The organism is Pseudarthrobacter sp. fls2-241-R2A-168, assembly GCF_030209335.1.
Lineage (GTDB): Bacteria > Actinomycetota > Actinomycetes > Actinomycetales > Micrococcaceae > Arthrobacter.
In genome coordinates, this window is sequence record NZ_JARVSG010000015.1 from 128,866 (window position 1) to 144,244 (window position 15,379).

A 15,379-nucleotide genomic window follows, 5' to 3' on the forward strand; every position below is an offset into this window, starting at 1 on the left:
CGTCAAGGTGAGGCCGCCCGCGGCCGAGGCAGTCCGCGGAGTAGTGCCGCCAAGACGCCCTGCCCGGCAAAGCCGTCAGTCGTCGTCGTCCTGCTTGTCCCACGCCTCATTGCGCGCGCGGACCTTTTCAAGCGCGTGCTCGGCCTCTTCCCTGGTTTTGTAGGGTCCGATCAGCTGGCTCCAGTCCGAAAGCCGGTCCTCCTCCACCTCGTGGGTCTTGATGTTGTACCAGTACTCGGTCATCGCTCTTCCCCGTTCCGCCGGCAGGAAGCTGCTTACGTGACGCGCGTAACTTAAATTCTTACGCGTCACGGACGCGGCTCCCGGTTGTTAGGCCTTCTGTGGTGCCTTATATGATCAATCTATGCCTTCCCTTGCCTCGACTGCACCCATCGGCACCCTCACCCCGGGAACCGTCGGCCCGCAGCGTCCAGTACCGGCGTCCATCCCCCGGCCGGAGTATGTCGGCAAGCCGGCGCCCGCCAAATTCACCGGCTCGGAGGTCAAGTCCGCAGAGACCATCGAGAAGATCCGGGTGGCCGCCAAAATCGCCGCACAGGCGATCGTCGAGGTGGGCAAGCACATCGAACCCGGCGTCACCACGGACCACCTGGACAAGGTGGGCCACGAGTTCCTCCTTGACCATCACGCCTATCCCTCCACCCTCGGGTACCGGGGATTCCCGAAGTCCCTGTGCTCGTCCGTGAACGAGGTCATCTGTCACGGGATTCCGGACAGCACAGTGGTCCAGGACGGCGACATCATCAATATCGATATCACCGCCTTTATCGGCGGCGTCCACGGGGACACCAACTACACCTTCCTGGTGGGCGATGTTGACGAGGAATCGCGTCTCCTGGTGGAACGGACGCAGGAATCCCTGAACCGGGCCATCAGGGCGGTTGCCCCGGGGCGGGAGATCAACGTGATCGGCCGCGCCATCCAGTCCTACGCCAAGCGTTTCGGCTACGGCGTGGTCCGGGATTTCACCGGTCACGGCGTTGGGGAAGCGTTCCACACCGGGCTGATCATCCCGCACTACGATGCCGCCCCCGCCTACAACACCGTCATCGAAGCCGGCATGGTGTTCACCATTGAGCCGATGCTCACGCTGGGGACGGTGGAATGGGACATGTGGGCCGATGACTGGACAGTGGTGACCAAGGACCGCAAGCGCACCGCCCAGTTTGAGCACACCCTGCTGGTCACGGATACCGGCGCCGAGATCCTCACGCTCCCCTGACCAGCCGGCACCGGCGTCGGACGCGATAAAGTGCCGCCGCCGGTAACAGAACCGCCGCTGCTGACCAGCAGCCACCGCAGACTTAGCAACAACCGGGCCGGCTGCCCGCCGCCCCTCCCCTGCCCGCCCCTGCCACGAACGGAAAACCCATTGGCCAAGAAGGACGAGAAGTCGCACAAGAACGCCCCGCTGATCGGCATCGACATCGGAGGCACGGGAATCAAGGGCGGCATCGTCGACCTGAAAAAGGGCAAGCTCCTCGGTGACCGGTTCCGGGTACCCACCCCGCAGCCGGCTACGCCTGAGTCAGTAGCCGAGGCAGTGGCGCTGGTGGTCTCCGAGCTTTCCGCCCGTCCCGAGGCGCCCGCCGCCGGCTCCCCCGTGGGCGTAACGTTCCCCGGGATCATCCAGCACGGAGTGGTCCACTCCGCCGCCAACGTGGACAAAGCCTGGCTCAACACGGACATCGATGCCCTCTTGACCGAGCGCCTGGGCCGCCCCGTGGAGGTCATTAACGACGCTGACGCTGCCGGGCTCGCCGAAGCGCGCTACGGTGCCGGTGCCGGGGTTTCCGGTACCGTGCTGGTGATTACCTTGGGCACCGGCATCGGCTCTGCCTTTATCTTTAACGGCAAGCTGGTACCGAACGCCGAACTCGGCCACCTGGAGATCGACGGCCATGACGCCGAGACCAAGGCCTCCGCCGTTGCCCGGGAACGCGACGGGCTGTCCTGGGACGAATACAGCGTCCTGCTGCAGCGCTACTTCTCCCACGTCGAGTTCCTGTTCTCCCCCGAACTGTTCATCGTGGGCGGCGGCATCTCCAAGCGCGCCGACGAGTACCTGCCGAACCTCAAGCTCCGCACGCCCATCGTTCCGGCGGTCCTGCGCAACGAGGCCGGCATTGTGGGCGCCGCCATCGAAATCGCGTTGAAGCACAAGCTCGCCAAGTAGAAGGCGCCCGCTCCTGCATGCACGAATGCCCCTTCCGTTCGGAAGGGGCATTCGTGCATTCGTTGTGATGCCGGTGGTGGCTGCGGCTTCCCCTCCACTGCCACCACCGGAGATGAGGGCGAGCCGCTAGAGCGGGCTCTTTTCGGAGGTTTTGGCGCCCTTCGCGGCGATGCCGCCGGCGTCCTCCTCGGCTTCCTGGCGGAGCAGGGCAATGGCCGATTCAAAATCTTCAAGGGATTCGAAGGCCTGGTACACACTGGCGAACCGCAGGTAGGCTACCTTGTCCAGCTTCTGCAGCGGCCCGAGGATCACGAGCCCCACCTCGTGGGCGTCGATTTCGGCGGCCCCGGAGGAGCGGATCTGCTCTTCGACTTCCTGTGCCAGCAGCGCGAGGTCATCCTCGCTGACCGGCCGGCCCTGGCATGCCTTGCGGACGCCATTGATGACTTTGCTGCGGCTGAAGGGCTCCCCCACGCCGGACCGCTTGATCACCGACAGGCTGGTGGTTTCCACGGTGGTGAATCTGCGTCCGCATTCGGGGCACTGGCGGCGGCGGCGGATGGCCGAGCCGTCGTCGGCCATGCGGCTGTCCACCACGCGGGAATCGGGGTTGCGGCAGAACGGACAGTACATGGAGTCCCTTCCTTCGCTTGATCTGAGGCACATGCAGGGGTATCGCAACACCCTGCAGCCGTATCAGTTTACGTCCGCCCGTACCCTAATAACAAGCCTGTAACTACTACATGTAGTAGTCGGCACCACTACATGTCGGCGGATGAGGCCCCACGCTGCTCCGGGAACCGGGCCGTGACAGCTTCCCCGTGGGCGGGCAGGTCTTCAGCGCCGGACAGGCTCACAATGTGGCCGCTGACCTCGGCCAGCGCTTCACGGCTGTAGTTCACCACCTGGATTGCACGCAGGAAAGTGGTGACGTTCAGGCCGGACGAAAAGGCCGCAGTACCGCTGGTAGGCAGCACGTGGTTGGACCCGGCGCAGTAATCCCCCAGGGACACCGGGCTGTAGTCGCCAACAAAGATGGCACCGGCATTACGGATCCTCCCGGCCACGGCAGCCGCATCCCGGGTCATGATCTCCAGGTGTTCGGCGGCGTATGCGTCACATGCTGCAATGCCCTGCTCGAGGTTGTCCACCAGGACAACGCCGGACTGGGGGCCGGAGAGGGCTTCCCGGACGCGGGCCGAGTGCTTGGTGGCGGCGGCCTGCAGGTCCAGCTCTGCGCGGACAGCGGCGGCGAGGTCCTCCGAATCGGTGATCAGTACCGATGCCGCCTTGGGGTCGTGCTCGGCCTGGCTGATGAGGTCAGCGGCAACCAGGGGCGGCTGCGCGGTGGAATCTGCCAAAATGGCGATCTCCGTGGTCCCCGCCTCGGAATCGATGCCCACCACGCCCTTCACCAGCCGCTTGGCCGTTGCCACAAAGATGTTGCCCGGACCGGTTACCACGTCCACAGGCTCCAGCGCAGGGCCGGCATCAGCAGCGGGCACCCCGTAGGCGAACGCGGCAACAGCCTGCGCCCCGCCGATGGCGTACACCTCCGTGATGCCCAAAAGCGCTGCGGCGGCAAGGATGGTGGGGTGCGGAAGCCCGCCGAACTCCTTCTGCGGAGGCGACGCCAGCGCAATGGACTCCACCCCCGCGGCGAGGGCCGGGACCACGTTCATGATCACCGAGGACGGGTAGACCGCCAGGCCGCCGGGAACATAGAGGCCCACCCGCGCCACTGGCACCCAGTTCTGGCTCACCAGGGCGCCGTCGCCCAGCTGGACGTCCACGTTGCGCGGCCGCTGGCCCTCGGCAAAACGGCGTGCCCGGCTGATGGATTCCTCCAGCGCCCGGCGCACCACCGGATCCAGCTGCTCCAGGGCGGCTGAGAGGGCCGCCTGCGGAACCAGCGGATGGTCCTGTTCCACGCCGTCGAAGCGGAGGGCCAGCTCGGCCAGGGCTTCGAAGCCCCCCTTCCGAACGGCCGAAATGATATCGAGGACCTTTTCTTCAGCGTCGGCCACAGTCTGGCCCTGGGCACGCGGCACGGCGGCGCGGAGTGCCGCAAGGGTCAGGTTCCGGCCCCGGAGATCAACGGTGCGGAAGCTCACGGTGGCAGCGGCAGGGACGGCGGGGAACTCCGAAGAAATGGTCACCGCATTATTTTACGGGCCCAACCGCAGCGTGCCGCGCCTCCTCCGGGCCGTCGTCGTCCTTCTTGCCCAGGAGGTGCATCAACTCCAGCACAAACACGGAGACGGCCGTGGCTGCCGGCCACAGCAGCAGCACCGGCAGCGCACGCAACGAGAAAGCGATACTGGCGTTGGCGGTGGCGTCGACGGCCGGGCCGAACAAGCGCGCGGAAAACACCCCCGCCTGCCACGCCAGGACTGCACCGCACAGGGCACCGGCAAGCCCCATGAGGAGGCTTGCCTGCGGATCCTGGCGCTTCTTGTCGGCCAGGAAGACGGCCAGCAGGCACCCTGCGAAGACCAGCAGCCCGGCCAGGGTCAGGTCCCTCGGCAGCCAGACCTGGGGGTGGGCGCCGTCGCCAAGGGCGGGGTCCCGGGTGATGAGGTTGAGGCCTCCCGGTGCCAGCAGCCACCAAAGGATCCCCGCCGGTATGCCGGCCACCGCCGGCAGCACCAGCATGGGCCAGGGCAGCCGCGGACGTGCCCGTCCGGTCCGTTGTGTCATGCAACAAACCTTAACAGTTGTTCCGGCCGCTTAACTCCCGGACGTAGGGCTTCAAGAGATTCCCCGCCTGCCCGGCAGGCCCATAGAGTTGAAGGAGAGCACCAAGCCATCCACCACCAGGAGTTCCACGTGACCGAATCTGAGGCGCCCTTCGAGCGGACGTTCAAGGAGATGTTCCGGCGCCACGCGGCCGGCGTCGCCATCATCACGGTCAACTACCAGGACCGCCCGTTCGGGTTCACCGCCACGTCCGTGGCTTCCCTGTCCGCTCAACCGCCACGCTTTACGTTCAACATGGCCCGCAGCTCCGGGTCCTGGCCTGCCGTGGCCAACACCACCTACATTGGCGTCCACATGCTCGGCCTCGAGAACCAGGCGCTGGCAGACCGCTTTGCCCGCGGCACCAACCGCTTTGAGGGCGACCACTGGGAAGCAGGGCCGCACGGCGTCCCCGTGCTGAAGGACGTGGCCGGCTGGCTGATCGGCGAGGTGCAGATGCGCCTCTCGTTCGAGAACAACGCCGTGGTGGTGGTCCAGGTGGTTGACGGCCAGGTGGGCGGCGAGGGTTCTCCCCTGCTGTACCACGGCGGGGCGTACGGGCAGCCCGTGCCGCTGGACTACGAGATCTAGCTTCCCTCCAGAGCGAAGGACGACGGCGGCACGCACCGCCCGCCGTCGTCCGCTGCTCTCAGGCGTCCAGTGCTCTCAGGCGTCCAGGCAGGCCGGGCCCAGCAGGACCTTCAAGTCACCAAACAGGGACGGACTGGGGTTCACCCGGAGGTGGACCGGCAGGCCCATGATCTCCGTGCGGGTATCGCCCTGCAGGTGCAGGCGCACTTCCGAGTTGCCGCGGTGGGTCCGGAGAACGTCGCCAAGCTCCGTGACCACGGCCTCCGTGGCCTTGTGCGTGGGCATGGTGATCACCAGCGGTCCGCCCAGCCCTTCGCTGAGGTCCGGGACGGAAAGCTCCATGCAGTTCAAGGTGATCGCGCCGTCGTCGCGTTTTTGCAGGCGCCCCTTGACCACCACGATCAGGTCCTCGGCCAATACTGAGGCAATGGGTCCGTAGACCTGGCCGAAGAACATCACTTCCATCGAGCCGCCAAGGTCCTCCACCTCCGCCCGGGCGTAGGCGTTTCCGCTGGCCTTGGCGATGCGCCGGCTCAGGGATGTGATCATGCCGGCGATGGTGATGATGGCACCATCCTGCGGCCCGTCTTCACCCAGGACTGACGTGATGCTCATTTCGGCATGCTGGCTGAGCACCCCCTCGAGGCCCTGCAGGGGGTGGTCCGAGACGTACAGGCCCAGCATGTCCCGCTCAAAGGAGAGTTTGTCCTTCTTCTCCCATTCAGGCAGGTCGGGGATTTCGATGCTCAGCGACGATTCCGACTCGGCTTCCTCAAAGCCGGCGAAGAGGTCGAACTGACCGATCGCTTCGTTCCGCTTGAGCGTGATGACCGAGTCGATGGCTTCTTCGTGGATCATGGCCAGGGCGCGCCGGTGGTGGCCCAGCGAATCGAAGGCGCCGGACTTGATCAGCGACTCAATGGTGCGCTTGTTGCACACCACGGCCGGGACCTTCATCAGGTAGTCCTTGAAGGAGGTAAAGGCGCCCTCGCTCTCCCGGGCCGCCACCATGGCTTCCACCGCGTTGACGCCGACGTTGCGGATGGCGCCCATGCCGAAGCGGATGTCGTTGCCTACCGGGGTGAAGTTCAGGGCGGACTCGTTGACGTCCGGCGGGAGCACAGTGATGCCCATGCGCCGGCATTCGTTCAGGTAGATCGCGGACTTGTCCTTGTCATCGCCCACGGACGTGAGCAGCGCCGCCATGTACTCAGGCGCATAGTGGGCCTTGAGGTACGCGGTCCAGTAGGAGATCACGCCGTACGCGGCCGAGTGGGCCTTGTTGAAGGCGTAGTCGGAGAAGGGCAGCAGAATGTCCCACAGGGTCTTCACGGCCTCCATGGAGTAGCCGTTGTCCTGCATGCCCTGGGAGAAGCCGGCGAACTGCTTGTCCAGCTCGGATTTCTTCTTTTTGCCCATGGCCCGGCGGAGGATGTCTGCCTGGCCCAGCGAGTACCCGGCCAGCTTCTGCGCCACGGCCATCACCTGCTCCTGATACACGATCAGGCCGTAGGTTCCGCCGAGGATCTCCTTGAGGGGTTCCTCCAGTTCCGGGTGGATGGGGATGACTTCCTGGATCCCGTTTTTACGCAGCGCGTAGTCCGTGTGGGCGTTGGCGCCCATGGGGCCCGGCCGGTAGAGCGCCAGGACGGCGGAGATGTCTTCAAAGTTGTCAGGCTTCATGAGCTTGAGCAGCGACCGCATGGGGCCGCCGTCGAGCTGGAAGACACCCAGGGTGTCGCCGCGTGCCAGGAGTTCGTAGGACGGTGCATCATCGAGCTCGAGGTTTTCCAGGTCGAGGTCGATGCCGCGGTTCATCTTGATGTTCTCGAGGGCGTCGGAAATGATCGTCAGGTTCCGCAGGCCCAGGAAGTCCATCTTGATCAGGCCCAGGCCCTCGGACGTCGGGTAGTCGAACTGCGTGATCACCTGGCCGTCCTGGAAACGGCGCATGATCGGAATGACGTCGATGATCGGGTCCGAGGACATGATCACACCTGCGGCGTGGACGCCCCACTGGCGTTTCAGCCCCTCGATGCCGAGTGCTGTCTCGAACACCTTGGCGGCTTCCGGATCGGTGCTGATCAGCTGCCGGAAGTCCCCTGCCTCGCCGTAGCGCTTCGCCTCCGGGTTCTGGATGTCCGCGAGGGGGATGTCCTTGGCCATGACCGCAGGCGGCAGCGCCTTGGTCAGCTGCTCGCCCATGCTGAAGGGGTAGCCCAGCACGCGCGAGGAGTCTTTGAGCGCCTGTTTGGTCTTGATGGTGCCGTACGTGACGATCATCGCAACACGCTCGTCACCGTACTTGCGGGTCACGTAGTCGATGACCTCGGAGCGGCGGCGGTCATCGAAGTCGACGTCGAAGTCGGGCATCGAGACGCGGTCGGGGTTGAGGAAGCGCTCGAAGATCAGGCCGTGGCGCAACGGGTCCAGGTCAGTGATGCGCATGGCGTACGCCACCATGGAACCGGCACCGGAACCACGGCCGGGACCCACGCGGATGCCGTTGTTCTTGGCCCAGTTGATGAAGTCGGCCACCACCAGGAAGTAGCCCGGGAAGCCCATCGAGGTGATGACGCCCAGTTCATAGTCGGCCTGTTTGCGGACCTCGTCCGGGATTCCGGCCGGATACCGGTACTGCAGCCCCTTATCCACTTCCTTCACCAGCCAGGAGGTCTCGTCCTCCCCCGGCGGGCACGGAAAGCGCGGCATGTAGTTGGCGTCCGTATTAAAGGACACTTCACAGCGCTCGGCGATGAGCAGGGTGTTGTCGCAGGCGTCCGGGTGGTCGCGGAAAAGCTCCCGCATCTCCTGCGGCGATTTCAGGTAGTAGCCGCTGCCGGAGAAGGCGAACCGGGAGCCGCCGTTATCGTAGGTGGGCTCCAGGAGGGTTGAGCCGGACTGGATGGCCAGGAGGGCCTCGTGGGCTTTGGCGTCGTGCTCGTGCGTGTAGTGGAGGTCGTTGGTGGCCACGAGGGGAAGGTTCAGTTCCTTGGCCAGCCGCAGCAGGTCACCGGTGACGCGCCGCTCGATGTCCAGGCCGTGGTCCATCAGCTCACAGAAGTAGTTGTCAGCGCCGAAGATGTCGCGGAACTCCGCGGCGGCCTCCAGCGCTTCGCGGTACTGGCCCAGGCGGAGGCGCGTCTGCACTTCCCCGGACGGGCATCCGGTGGTGGCTATCAGGCCCTCGGAATAGGTGTTGAGCAGTTCACGGTCCAGTCGGGGCCACTTGCCGAAGACGGAGTCCAGTGAAGCGATGGATGAGGCGCGGAAGAGGTTCCGCATCCCCACGTTGTTGTAGCTGAGCAGGGTCATGTGGGTATACGAGCCGCCGCCGGAGACGTCGTCCTTGCGCTGGGACTCCTCGCCCCAGCGCACGCGTCCCTTGTCTGTGCGGGCGGTACCCGGTGTTACATAGGCTTCGACGCCGATGATGGGCTTGATGCCCTTGTCCGTGGCCTTGCGCCAGAAATCGAAGGCGCCGAAGAGGTAACCGTGGTCTGTAGTGGCAAGTGCCGGCATGCCGAGGCGTTCGGTTTCATCGAACAGCTCACCCAGGCGGGCCGCTCCATCCAGCATGGAGTACTCGGTGTGGGTGTGCAGGTGGACGAACGAATCATTGCTGGAAGTCACCGCACTATTCTAAGCGCCGGCCGGGCAGGGGTCCGTCAGGCCCGCCCTGACTCCAGCACTTCCAGGGCAAACGCCAGGTCCTGCGGGTAGTCGCTGACAACACGCACCGACTCCCCCGTGACGGGATGCTCAAAGCCGAGTTCGCGGGCATGCAGCCACTGGCGGGTCAGCCCCAATGTGGCCGCGAGCCGGGGGTCGGCACCGTAGGTGAGGTCACCGGCGCAGGGGTGGCGCAGTGCGGAAAAGTGAACCCGGATCTGGTGGGTGCGGCCGGTTTCCAGGTGTACTTCCACCAGGCTTGCCTTGCCGAAGGCTTCCACCACTTCGTAGTGCGTGACGGACGGCCGCCCGTCCTCGATGACGGCGAACCGCCAGTCATGGCCGGGGTGCCTGCCGATGGGAGCGTCGATGGTGCCCACCAGCGGATCAGGCAGGCCCTGCACCACGGCGTGGTAGACCTTGTCCACGGTACGCTCCTTGAACGCCCGCTTCAGGGCTGTGTACGCGCGCTCGGACTTGGCCACCACCATGGCTCCCGATGTGCCGACGTCGAGCCGGTGGACAATGCCGGCACGCTCCGGCGCCCCTGACGTGGAGATGCGGTATCCGGCCCCGGCAAGGCCGCCCACAACGGTGGGCCCCACCCAGCCCGGGGAGGGATGGGCAGCTACGCCCACGGGTTTATCAACGACGACAAAATCGTCGTCGTCCAGCAGGATCTTCAGGCCTTCCACAACTTCCTCCACGACTTCCAGGGGGTCACGCCGTTCCGGCAGGCTCACCTGGAGGACGTCTCCGGCCACCAGTTTGGCCGATTTGCCCAATGCTTTGCCTTTGCTGAGGATATGGCCCTCGGCGATCAGGGTTGCCGCCAGGGAGCGCGAAATCCCCAGGAGCGCGGCGACCCCCGCATCAGCGCGGGTGCCGCCAAACTGTTCGGCGACGACAACGCGCTCAAGCATCGGCGGACTTTTCCTTGCCGGCCGTCAGCCGCGTTCCATCGATGGAGATGCCGCGCAGCGTGAGGATGCAGATGACCGCGACGGCGGACACCACCGCTGAGTCGGCGATATTGAAGATCGCGAAGTTCGGCAGTTGGATGAAGTCGACCACGTGGCCCATGCCGAAGGACGGTTCCCGGAAGAGCCGGTCGGTCAGATTGCCCAGCGCGCCGCCCAGCAGCAGGCCCAGCGCGAGGGACCACCAGATGGAGCCGAGCTTGCGGACCTGGAGCAGGATGGCGATTGCCACCGCGGCCATGATGATGGAGAACACCCAGGTGACGTTTTCGCCGATGGAAAACGCCGCCCCCGAGTTCCGGATGAAGTACCAGTGCAGCACGGGCGGCAGTACCGGGATCCGCTCCCCTTCCACCATGGAGGAGGTGACCCAGAGCTTGGTCAGCTGGTCCAGGACATAGGCAAAAACTGCGAACCCCGCAAAGAGGGACAGCAGCACGGCGCGGCGGGGCCGTGGCGAGGGCGGTACAGGGCGTGCGGCGTCGGCGGCAAGTTCGTCAGTCATGGTGCTTTCATTCGTAAAACCGGTGTCAATGCCAAAAGCCGGTGGCCGAGGAATCCTCAGCCACCGGCTTTCAGAATACGTGCTTGACAGACTAGTTGGCTTCGCTGACTTCCGGCGTAGCCACTGAACCGCGGGCATCGAGGTCGCGCAGCTGGCCTTCGATGTAGGCCTTCAGGCGTGAACGGTAGTCACGCTCGAAGCCGCGCAGCTGCTCCACCTTGCGCTCGAGCACTGAACGCTGCTGCTCCAGGGCGCCGAGAATCTTGCGGGACTTCTCCTGTGCGTCGTTGACCAGGCTGCTGGCTTCGATCTGCGCCTCGGCGATGATCTTGTCCTTCTGCGCCTGGCCGTCTGCAACGTGGCGGTCGTGCATCTGCTGGGCCATGGCGAGCAGGCCGGCAGCCGATTCGGCCGAAGCCGTGGCGGCAGCCGGTGCGGCGGCAACAGGAGCGGCAGCTGCCGGGGCAGCCTGCTGGACGTCCTTCTTCTTGCGCTCTTCGGCGGCCTTGGCTTCTGCTTCGGCCTTCTCGCGGGCTTCGTCCTTGTCGGACTTGACGGGCGCGGGAACCTTCTCCACCACGGGTGCGGCAACGGTGCTGGCGGGAACGCTGGAACCGGCTTCGGCGAGCTTCTTGCGAAGTTCGTCGTTTTCCTGGTTCAGGCGGCGGAGTTCGACGACGATTTCGTCCAGGAAGTCATCAACCTCGTCCTGGTCGTAGCCTTCGCGGAACTTGGTCGGCTGAAAGCGCTTGTTGACAACGTCTTCTGGCGTCAAAGCCATCTGGTCACCTCACTGGTCTAAGTAGTCAGTAGGCCTTCCGGCCGTCAAAACTACGGTACCTAAAGTTGGTCTTGTTCCTCTAATTCAACACTGCGGTGTCAAACACGAGTTTTTCTTCACATGGCATTCGTGGTTCCCGGCGGGTTCCATCCCTGCCCTGCAGGTCTATCCGGTAAATCAAGCGAGGCTTCTGGTGATCCCCATGGCAATACTGACTCCAATGAACAGGACCAGGAAGCCCAGGTCCAGCGAGATGCCGCCCAGGCGCAGCGGCGGGATCAGCCGCCGCAGTCCGTTCAGCGGCGGATCGGTGATGGAGTACACGGCGTGCGCCGCCACCAGGGCGGCTCCCCGGGGACGCCATTCCCGGGCAAACATCTGGACCCAGTCAAACACCAGGCGAATGATCAGGGCGACAAAGAACAGCAGGAGTGCGAGATAGACAAGCCCGAAAATAATTCCCATGACTTACTTCATATCTCCATGTCCCTTGTGGATACCGCGGTGCACTGCGGATGTGTCTCGTCTATTTCAGCACAGATGCCAGGCAGGTGTGTCCCTGCCTGGCATCTGTGTCAGCCCGTTGCTCAGCTTTGGTTGAAGAAGCTGGCCGTAGTTTCACTGGCCTTTTTGTCGTCGCCGATGACCTCAACGTAGGACGGCGAGAGCAGGAAGACCTTATTGGTCACCCGCTCAATGCTTCCGCGGAGGCCAAAAACAAGGCCGGCAGAGAAGTCCACCAGGCGCTTGGCGTCAGCCTCGCCCATGTCCGTAACGTTCATGATGACGGGGATGCCGTCACGGAAGCTTTCACCGATGAGTTTGGCATCGTTGTAGGAACGCGGGTGGATAGTGGTGATCTGGCGGAGACCGGTGGCCTCCTCGCGGCTCGAGGCCGCGCGCTTGATGGGGGTCACTGGGGCGCGGTATTCCTCTTCGGGGGTGTAGGACGATTCGCGGCTGACCTCGCGGACGGGTGCAGGGGCACGGCGCTCCTCGCGGTCAACTTCCATCGTTTCGTCCTCATCCTTACGTGTGGTCTGTTGCTCGGACTCGTAGTGTTCATCGCCGTCGGCGAGCCCAAGATAGATCATTGTCTTGCGCAGAGCGCCGGCCATGGTCGACTCCTAATCGTGTCCGTAAGCGGGCCGCCCAATGGCTTGACAGCACTGGAGTCCCCCGCCCATCACTTCCAATAGCACCGACGCTACCCCACGGCGGGACGCGATCCGAGAATATCGGAGCCGATTCTCAGGTGTGTCGCTCCGAACGCGATGGCCGCTTCCAGGTCCTGGCTCATGCCGGCGGAAATGCCCGTGGCGGCGGGATGCTCCGTGACCAGCCGGGCCGAGACCCGGGCGAGTTTTTCGAAGGCGGCTTCCGGCGGGGCGCCCAGCGGCGCCACGGCCATGACCCCGGCCAATTCGAGGCCGGCGGAGATTGCTATCCGTTCAGCCAGCGGCAGCACTTCTTCAGGAACGGCGCCGCCGCGGTGTGCTCCGGCGTCGTCCTCCAGGCTGACCTGGATGAAACAGTCCAGCGGCGCCCGCCCTGAGGCGTCGCGCTCGGCCTGTGCAGCCCTGGCCAGCGCGTCCACGAGCTGGGGCCGGTCCACGGAGTGCACGGCGGCGGCGTATCGGAGTACCGATTTAGCCTTCTTGCTTTGCAGCTGGCCAACGAAGTGCCAGGTAAGGCCGCAGTCCGCCAGTTCAAGCGCCTTCGCCGACGCCTCCTGGTCGCGGTTCTCGCCGACGTCGGTGACACCCAGCGCCGCGAGCCGTCTGATGTCGTCGGCAGGATGGAACTTCGTCACCACAATCAGGGTGGGAAGGTTTCCTTCCCGGCCTGCGGCGGCCGCTGCCGTCCCGATGCGCTGCCGTACGGCGGCCAGCCGCGTTCCGAGCTCCCGGGAACGGGGGTCGCCGCCTGCCGAGGCCTCAGTCATGGCACCAGATCAGGCCCGCGAACCGGCCCGTGTTGCTGTTCCGGCGGTAGGAGAACAGGGATGGCGTCTCCAGGGTGCAGGGGCCGCTGTATTCAACACTGACGCCTGCCTGGTCCAGCTGGCTGCGGGCACCGGCCGGCAGGTCCAGGCCGGGAGTGCCCCAGGACGTGGTGGTACGTGCAGCGGGGACGACGGCGGAAACCTCGTCCTGCAGCCCGGCGGGCACCTCGTAGCAGTTGCCGCAGATCGAAGGTCCCAGCCATGCGCGGATGCCGACGGCACCAAGGGACTTCATCCTGTCCACGGCCGCCGGAATCACCCCGTTGGCAATGCCGGGACGGCCGGCATGGACCGCGGCGAGGACTGGCCCGTCCGGCGACTCCCCGGCGAGCAGGACAGGAATGCAGTCCGCAACCATCACCGCCAGCGGGACACCGCGCGAAACCATGGCGTCAGCTTCCGGCGCAGCGGTGTCCTGGTCCATGACCGTCACCGTGTTGCCGTGCACCTGGTTCATGAACCGCAGCCCCTGGGGCGCTACGCCGATGGCCCGTTCCAGGTCCCTGCGCCGCCGGCTTACCGCACCCGCATCGTCACCCACGTGCAGTGCCAGGTTTCCGGCGTCAGCGTTGGTAAAGGCGATGGAGACACGGGGCCGGACTTGGGCACTCCACTGGAACAAGCCGCCCCCTACTTCAGGAAGTCGGGGACATCCAGGTCATCCGAGTGGCTGCCGGTGAGGTCCGGCTCCACCACGGAGGGGAGGTCGACGTCGAAGCCTGAGTCAGCCGGAACAGCTGCCGGCCGCTGCTGGCCCCAGTTGCTGAGCCCTGCTGCACCGACTCCCGCGTGGATGGGCTGGACGCTTGCCTGGTGGCTGCCTGCGGAAGGTGCCTGGGCCGGCGCCGGAGCAGTTGCGGGAACGGCCGGCCGCTGGGGAGCGGCCTGGGGCTGGGACTGGTCCATCGAGGGCGAGGTGGCCTTGACGTCGTCGAACCCGGCGGCGATGACCGTGACGCGGGCTTCGTCGCCCAGGGCGTCGTCAATGACGGCGCCGAAGATGATGTTGGCCTCCGGGTGTGCCACCTCCTGGACCAGGCGTGCGGCCTCGTTGATCTCGAAGAGGCCAAGGTCCGAACCACCCTGGATGGACAGCAGCACACCGTGCGCGCCGTCGATGGAGGCTTCCAGCAGCGGCGAGGCGATGGCGAGCTCGGCTGCCTTGACGGCGCGGTCTTCGCCACGGGCGGAGCCGATGCCCATCAGCGCCGAACCGGCGCCCTGCATGACGGACTTGACGTCGGCAAAGTCAAGGTTGATCAGGCCGGGGGTGGTGATGAGGTCGGTGATGCCCTGGACGCCGGAGAGCAGCACCTGGTCAGCGGAACGGAAAGCATCCAGGACGGAGACATTGCGGTCGCTGATGGACAGGAGGCGGTCGTTGGGGATCACGATCAGGGTGTCCACTTCGTCGCGCAGGGCGTCGATGCCGGCTTCGGCCGAACCGGCACGCCGGCGGCCTTCGAAGGTGAACGGGCGGGTGACCACACCGATGGTCAGGGCACCCAGCGAACGGGCGATGCGGGCCACGACCGGAGCGCCGCCGGTGCCGGTTCCGCCACCTTCGCCTGCAGTGACGAACACCATATCGGCGCCACGCAGGACTTCCTCGATCTCGTCGGCGTGGTCCTCCGCAGCCTGCTTGCCCACCTCGGGGTTGGCACCCGCGCCAAGGCCGCGGGTCAGCTCGCGCCCCACGTCAAGCTTGACGTCGGCATCGCTCATCAGCAGGGCCTGGGCGTCGGTGTTGATGGCGATGAATTCAACACCTCGGAGGCCGACCTCGATCATGCGGTTGACTGCGTTCACGCCACCGCCGCCGATGCCGACGACTTTGATGACGGCCAAGTAATTCTGCGGAGCTGCCACGTTACGTGTCCCTTGTTCGTGTCTTATTGCTAAATCTGAT

Annotated in this window: 16 protein-coding genes; 3 read left to right on the top strand and 13 right to left on the bottom strand. The window is 65.3% G+C overall.

The window, feature by feature from the left end:
• Positions 1–75 precede the first annotated feature (75 nt).
• Positions 76–243 (bottom strand): SPOR domain-containing protein, encoded by a 168-nt coding sequence (locus QRN11_RS10720; RefSeq protein WP_139205017.1) that lies wholly within the window; start codon positions 241–243, stop codon positions 76–78.
• A gap of 121 nt (positions 244–364) precedes the next feature.
• Here QRN11_RS10720 and map point away from each other — a divergent pair, with 121 nt between their 5' ends.
• Entirely contained in the window at positions 365–1,243 is an 879-nt protein-coding gene (map, locus tag QRN11_RS10725; protein ID WP_285250938.1) for a type I methionyl aminopeptidase, read from the top strand.
• Positions 1,244–1,393: 150 nt separating this feature from the next.
• On the top strand, positions 1,394–2,197 hold the full coding sequence (gene ppgK, locus QRN11_RS10730) for a polyphosphate--glucose phosphotransferase (protein WP_091421923.1): 804 nt from the start codon (positions 1,394–1,396) through the stop codon (positions 2,195–2,197).
• A gap of 126 nt (positions 2,198–2,323) precedes the next feature.
• Here the strand turns inward: ppgK and nrdR are convergent, their stop codons facing one another.
• The 3 genes from nrdR to QRN11_RS10745 all read right to left on the bottom strand — a co-directional run bounded on the left by nrdR (position 2,324) and on the right by QRN11_RS10745 (position 4,897).
• On the bottom strand, positions 2,324–2,830 hold the full coding sequence (nrdR, locus tag QRN11_RS10735; protein ID WP_091421926.1) for a transcriptional regulator NrdR: 507 nt from the start codon (positions 2,828–2,830) through the stop codon (positions 2,324–2,326).
• A 128-nt stretch (positions 2,831–2,958) separates the two neighbouring features.
• A complete protein-coding gene (gene hisD / locus QRN11_RS10740; RefSeq protein WP_285250939.1) occupies positions 2,959–4,356 on the bottom strand; it encodes a histidinol dehydrogenase in 1,398 nt (465 codons plus the stop codon).
• Positions 4,357–4,360: 4 nt separating this feature from the next.
• Positions 4,361–4,897 (bottom strand): hypothetical protein, encoded by a 537-nt coding sequence (locus QRN11_RS10745; protein WP_285250940.1) that lies wholly within the window; start codon positions 4,895–4,897, stop codon positions 4,361–4,363.
• Between the two features lie 129 nt (positions 4,898–5,026).
• Here QRN11_RS10745 and QRN11_RS10750 point away from each other — a divergent pair, with 129 nt between their 5' ends.
• A complete protein-coding gene (locus tag QRN11_RS10750) occupies positions 5,027–5,527 on the top strand; it encodes a flavin reductase family protein (protein ID WP_091421936.1) in 501 nt (166 codons plus the stop codon).
• 75 nt (positions 5,528–5,602) lie between these two features.
• On the opposite strand, the gene dnaE is transcribed toward QRN11_RS10750, so the two are convergent.
• The 9 genes from dnaE to ftsZ all read right to left on the bottom strand — a co-directional run bounded on the left by dnaE (position 5,603) and on the right by ftsZ (position 15,339).
• Complete coding sequence (gene dnaE, locus QRN11_RS10755) at positions 5,603–9,160, bottom strand: DNA polymerase III subunit alpha (RefSeq protein WP_091421939.1); 3,558 nt, start codon at positions 9,158–9,160, stop codon at positions 5,603–5,605.
• 35 nt (positions 9,161–9,195) lie between these two features.
• Entirely contained in the window at positions 9,196–10,122 is a 927-nt protein-coding gene (locus QRN11_RS10760) for an RluA family pseudouridine synthase (RefSeq protein ID WP_091421941.1), read from the bottom strand.
• Entirely contained in the window at positions 10,115–10,684 is a 570-nt protein-coding gene (lspA, locus tag QRN11_RS10765) for a signal peptidase II (RefSeq protein WP_285250941.1), read from the bottom strand. Before lspA ends, QRN11_RS10760 begins: the two co-directional genes overlap by 8 nt.
• Positions 10,685–10,775: 91 nt before the next feature.
• Positions 10,776–11,465: a DivIVA domain-containing protein gene (locus QRN11_RS10770; RefSeq protein WP_091421945.1), complete on the bottom strand. Its 690-nt coding sequence runs from the start codon at positions 11,463–11,465 to the stop codon at positions 10,776–10,778.
• A gap of 177 nt (positions 11,466–11,642) precedes the next feature.
• Positions 11,643–11,930, bottom strand: a complete 288-nt coding sequence (locus QRN11_RS10775) for a YggT family protein (protein ID WP_091421948.1) — start codon at positions 11,928–11,930, stop codon at positions 11,643–11,645.
• A 122-nt stretch (positions 11,931–12,052) separates the two neighbouring features.
• Positions 12,053–12,583, bottom strand: coding sequence for a cell division protein SepF (locus QRN11_RS10780; protein ID WP_091421951.1), 531 nt, complete (start codon positions 12,581–12,583; stop codon positions 12,053–12,055).
• A gap of 89 nt (positions 12,584–12,672) precedes the next feature.
• Entirely contained in the window at positions 12,673–13,410 is a 738-nt protein-coding gene (locus tag QRN11_RS10785; RefSeq protein ID WP_285250942.1) for a YggS family pyridoxal phosphate-dependent enzyme, read from the bottom strand.
• Entirely contained in the window at positions 13,403–14,092 is a 690-nt protein-coding gene (locus QRN11_RS10790) for a purine nucleoside phosphorylase YfiH/LACC1 family protein (RefSeq protein WP_285250943.1), read from the bottom strand. Before QRN11_RS10790 ends, QRN11_RS10785 begins: the two co-directional genes overlap by 8 nt.
• 8 nt (positions 14,093–14,100) lie before the next feature.
• Positions 14,101–15,339 (bottom strand): cell division protein FtsZ, encoded by a 1,239-nt coding sequence (gene ftsZ, locus QRN11_RS10795; protein ID WP_285250944.1) that lies wholly within the window; start codon positions 15,337–15,339, stop codon positions 14,101–14,103.
• Between the last annotated feature and the right edge of the window lie 40 nt (positions 15,340–15,379).

Coding starts and splice junctions, on each gene's coding strand:
- QRN11_RS10720 (WP_139205017.1), bottom strand. CDS start 243: ATGACCGAGTACTGGTACAACATCAAGACCCACGAGGTGGAGGAGGAC.
- map (WP_285250938.1), top strand. CDS start 365: ATGCCTTCCCTTGCCTCGACTGCACCCATCGGCACCCTCACCCCGGGA.
- nrdR (WP_091421926.1), bottom strand. CDS start 2,830: ATGTACTGTCCGTTCTGCCGCAACCCCGATTCCCGCGTGGTGGACAGC.
- QRN11_RS10745 (WP_285250940.1), bottom strand. CDS start 4,897: ATGACACAACGGACCGGACGGGCACGTCCGCGGCTGCCCTGGCCCATG.
- QRN11_RS10760 (WP_091421941.1), bottom strand. CDS start 10,122: ATGCTTGAGCGCGTTGTCGTCGCCGAACAGTTTGGCGGCACCCGCGCT.
- lspA (WP_285250941.1), bottom strand. CDS start 10,684: ATGACTGACGAACTTGCCGCCGACGCCGCACGCCCTGTACCGCCCTCG.
- QRN11_RS10770 (WP_091421945.1), bottom strand. CDS start 11,465: ATGGCTTTGACGCCAGAAGACGTTGTCAACAAGCGCTTTCAGCCGACC.
- QRN11_RS10775 (WP_091421948.1), bottom strand. CDS start 11,930: ATGGGAATTATTTTCGGGCTTGTCTATCTCGCACTCCTGCTGTTCTTT.
- QRN11_RS10780 (WP_091421951.1), bottom strand. CDS start 12,583: ATGGCCGGCGCTCTGCGCAAGACAATGATCTATCTTGGGCTCGCCGAC.
- QRN11_RS10785 (WP_285250942.1), bottom strand. CDS start 13,410: ATGACTGAGGCCTCGGCAGGCGGCGACCCCCGTTCCCGGGAGCTCGGA.